Below are 4259 nucleotides of genomic sequence, written 5' to 3'. Positions count from 1 at the left end.
CGAATCGTTTTGTTCGTCAGCAGCAGAGAAGCGAGATTATGCAGTGTTTCGCGATGATCGTCAACTTCTTTTTACTTCATCTGCCCCGCGGCTTGTTCTTGTTGAGCTGCATCGCTGCGGGGACCCGAACTATAGCAAACGCAGTGTTCGCTAGCAAGCTCAAACGTTGCTCGTGCGCGACTTCTACTCCTCCAGCACGCGCACGCTGTAGTGCGGATCTGCTCTGATTGTTTCCCAGTGGAACGGCAGTGTTACCCACTGCTTGCGCGAGTAAAGCGGAACCTGGTCGGCGTACCAACGCGAGGCACGGTCGGTGGACTGCCCGTAAAGCAGCATCCCCTGCGCCACCGGGCCCGCATCGTCGAAGCCGACGGTTTGCACATAGCTCGTCCCCCATTTGACATCGTGATAACCACCCACCTGCAGATCTGTGCTCATGTGTATGGAGTTGTATGATCCGTCGATGTCGCCGATCGCTCCGTGAAGAGGGACACGAATTCCATTTCGCGTCTCACCCTGGAAGTCGCCAAGCTTGCCATCCAGCGGAATCTGCAAACTGCGCAATTTGAGGGCGGCATTGCGCACGGCTGCCAGCATCGCGGACGCTGCGGCCTTGTTCACACCGCTCGGGGTGTTCACCGGGTCGGCGGCATCAAATGGCACAGCCCACTTGTTCGGAATCGTGGCCGCTTCGTTCCAGAACTCGCGAAACAGCACAGCGCCCCGACTACCGAGGTTTGCCCTGCGATCCCAGCGGGACAGCACGCGGCAAGCCGACGCCACGTCCCGATCCGTACTCCCAGCGCACAATGGCAGAAGCTGCGGCAGGACGAGCTCCGCCGCATGTACCCGATTACCATAAGCCAATTGCTGAACGTCGGGAATCGCCAATTTCCTTTTCTGTGCGATTGACTCTTCCAGCTGCTTGAAACCGATACGTGTGCGAAGTTTTTGCTCGATCCCTGTCTGGCCATACAGAGGCGAAAAACCAGCTGGCGCCGGTCCCGTCATCAGTTCGCGCGCATTCGTAAGCCAGTAACTGTCGTTCGAATTGCCGACATAGTCGGTACGGATCATCCACGGCCCGTTCGACGGCGCGAACAGGCCGGGCGGCGCACCTGCGTCGCTTCCCCAACTGCAGTCGCTGCGCGATCCATCGAAAGTCAGCAACGCCGGCGTGAGCAGGCAATCGGAGGCAAAGCGTTCAGGTCCTACCCGCGGGACGACGCTCGCGTCCGCATATAAGGTTTCGCCATACCGATCCGCGGCAATCGTATTCACCCACGGCAGCCCGACAATCCTGTCAAGCGCCGCCTTCAGTTGGTGCACGTTTGCCGACCGGCCGATTGCGATCCATTGATCGATCAAGCGGGTGTTATTGCGGTTGGGGTCTGCCAGGACGTGGACGGACGATGTTGTCCACGCCAGCCCAGCTTCCGGCTTCACCAGCACGGCACCCTGCTCACTAGAATAAAATGTCTTGCTGCGCTTCCTGAGACTTCCGTCTGGCTCCAGGCTGTCTATTGTTACCGTCCGCGCCGTCAACTTTGAAGGAACATCATCGATCAAATACGTCGTATGACTGGGATCGGCCGGATCGAGCGCCAGCTTAAAGGTCGTGAAGTGAACCGCGGTGGTCACGGTATGTGTCCAGGCGATGTCCCTGTTAAAACCAATGACGACCAGCGGAATCCCGCCCAGGATCACACCCATCGCGTCATAAGAGCCGGGGATAGTCAGGTGTACCTGGTAGAAGCGGTCTGTGCTGGTCCATGGATAATGAGGATTGCCGAGCAGGATACCCTTCCCGTTGGCCGTAATATCCCGCCCCAGCGCAAGCCCGTTACTGCCCAGTTTCTCCGAGGTCAGCCTTTCAAGCCGGGCACGTAAAAATCCGGGATCCATGATCGTGCTTGCCTGTGACACTACCGGAACAGTTCCGGCGTCGGTAGCGCCGGCGACGATCTCGGCGGCAAACACCTCGCCAGTTGCGTGCAGTGCTTTTTCGGCCAGCACGAGATACATGTCGTCGATACTGATCGGACGCACCCACTTTGCATTGGCACAGGCCGCAGGATAGCGTCCCGCATAGTCGCGCAGATAGCGGTTGTAGCCCGCAACATATCCAGCCAGGTAGTCGCGCGCTTCCTGCGATGCTGCAGCAAATCCTTGACGTAACTGCAGGATGTCGAGATAACCCTTGAAGAAGAAATCGCTGTCTTCATTCTTCAGGGTGAAAAAGTCGCTCGCGGCGCCGTATTCGCCATTGATCGCTTTCGTGGCCTGGGCCTCGGGGCCGAAAAATGCGGAACGTTCGCCGCGGACGGTCAGCAAACTGTCGGCAAACATGCACAGATTGTCCTGTGCGTACGCATAGGCGAGGCCATAACCGAGGCCGCGAAAGTCATTCGCGCGCACATGGACCAGCCCGTGGCCGGTACGCGCAAGCTCGGCCTTGAAGTGTCCCGGCGTATCGCTGGCTGCGGTGCCGGCTGCCATCACCATGCTAAACAACGCACCCCATACGCCCCATCTGGCGAAACGCCTGATCGTGAGCGATCTCCGCGATATTCGTCCCATCCCTTCCTCCATCGAGTAGAAATGTCCAGCCAGCACCATCTGGCGATGATGCGCCGCAGCCAGTGCCGATGCATTGACCTCAGTCAACTGGCGGGAAACCAAGCTGCGCGAAACCAACTCGTCAGATGCCATCGAGCGAGGTTATGTGAACCGGCGAACAGATCGGTCTGCTTGCATAGGGATAATGGCTGCAAGTGCAACATCTGGCTCATCCTATGGACGCCGGATTGAGCTCCACTCAAGGTTTTTCCGAACTGGGCAACACTGGCCACCGCGGGTGCAGGGAATCGGGGGCACAGGCGGTGGCGAGTGTCCGCCCAGCCGACTATGCAACAACGATCCAGCGCGTTAACTGAGCGCGCAGGTCGTTGTTGCTGGCGGCTGATCAGGAGCGACGCAGGGTCGAAAGGTTCCTCCTCCGTGACAGAATGAATTTATCGCGCATCGGTCAAACGTTGTTTAGCCACGTGCGTAAGGGACCGAGCATGACCACAGAGGACTCCACAACTGGAATATCGTGCGACGCGATCGCGGTCCTGACCACCGATCACGAGCGAATCAAGCTGCTGTTCAGGGAATTTGCCCGGCTCGATCCGGTCACGCCAGCGATGACCCAAATGGAACTCGTGCGAGAGATCTGGACCGAGTTGACGATCCATGCGGCGGTAGAGGAAGAACTGTTTTATCCCGCTGTCCGAAAACTGATCAATGACGACGAGTTAATCAACAAGGCGGAGATCGAGCACGGGACGATGAAATATCTGCTCGAGCAATTGCGATATGTTGACAGCGGAGACCCACACCTGCGCGCGAAGCTCAACGTGCTGCGCGAATGCACGCAGCACCACATCAATGACGAAGAGAGCGAGATGTTCCCTCGAGTCAAGCAAGCAAAAAGCGATCTGTTGATACTCGGACAGATGATCATGGACCGCAAGGAAGCTCTTTATATCCAGTTGACGGAGCAATTGCTGCCACCACCGCCCGCAGCCGCCAGGCCAGATACTGCGTCGGCCGGCGCCGGTAGACAGTAGGAGCGACTAAATGGACAAAAACCATGCAAACGACACTGCAGAGCAACCCGCCGGCGACGCGATTAGCGTGCTGTGCGACGATCACAACCGGCTGCGTGGACTGTTCAAATATTTCGGTCAGCTGAAAGGCGACGGCGCAACGACAGAGCGAATGAATGTGGCCGAAGAGATCTGTAAGGAGCTGCTCATCCACACGATCATCGAAGAAGAACTGTTTTATCCAGCCGCTCGTGAGGTCGTGACGGATGAATTGATCGACGAAGCGCAGGTCGAGCACGATGCCGCGAAACACCTCATGCAGCAGCTGATTCCGATGAGGCAGGACAACTCGCACTTCTGCGCCAAAATGGCCGTGTTGCGCGAATCGGTCAAGCACCACATGGAGGAGGAAGAGGAGTACGTCTTCCCGAAAGTGAAATCTTCCCGTCTGGATCTGGCTATGCTTGGAAAGGAACTGCTCCAGCGAAGAACCGAACTGCGTGATGAGCTCAAAACCGTCGGGAACCTGGTCGGGTTCCAGCCAGTGAAACACTTTGTCGGGAAACAAAGGGGCGGATCCGCAGCGCGAATTAATAAGTAAGACGCACCGAAAAAACAAAAAAGCCCCGTCTGCACTCAGGCAAACGGGGCTTTTTCTTTATAACT

Annotated in this window: 3 protein-coding genes; 2 read left to right on the top strand and 1 reads right to left on the bottom strand. The window is 57.4% G+C overall.

Translation table 11 applies throughout. The features are described 5' to 3' along the window. Positions 1-183 precede the first annotated feature (183 nt). Positions 184-2712 (bottom strand): penicillin acylase family protein, encoded by a 2529-nt coding sequence (locus E4O92_RS02455; RefSeq protein ID WP_229482958.1) that lies wholly within the window; start codon positions 2710-2712, stop codon positions 184-186. A gap of 353 nt (positions 2713-3065) precedes the next feature. On the opposite strand from E4O92_RS02455, the gene E4O92_RS02450 reads away from it, so the two are divergent. Then, positions 3066-3614 (top strand): hemerythrin domain-containing protein, encoded by a 549-nt coding sequence (locus E4O92_RS02450; protein ID WP_167759674.1) that lies wholly within the window; start codon positions 3066-3068, stop codon positions 3612-3614. 10 nt (positions 3615-3624) lie between these two features. Continuing rightward, positions 3625-4194, top strand: a complete 570-nt coding sequence (locus E4O92_RS02445) for a hemerythrin domain-containing protein (protein ID WP_135188164.1) — start codon at positions 3625-3627, stop codon at positions 4192-4194. The last annotated feature ends 65 nt before the right edge of the window (positions 4195-4259 follow it).

The sequence above is a fragment of the Massilia horti genome (assembly GCF_004614195.1).
Taxonomy (GTDB): Bacteria; Pseudomonadota; Gammaproteobacteria; order Burkholderiales; family Burkholderiaceae_D; genus Telluria; species Telluria horti.
Note: the sequence above shows the minus strand (reverse complement) of the source record. Positions and strands in the feature narration are given on the sequence as shown.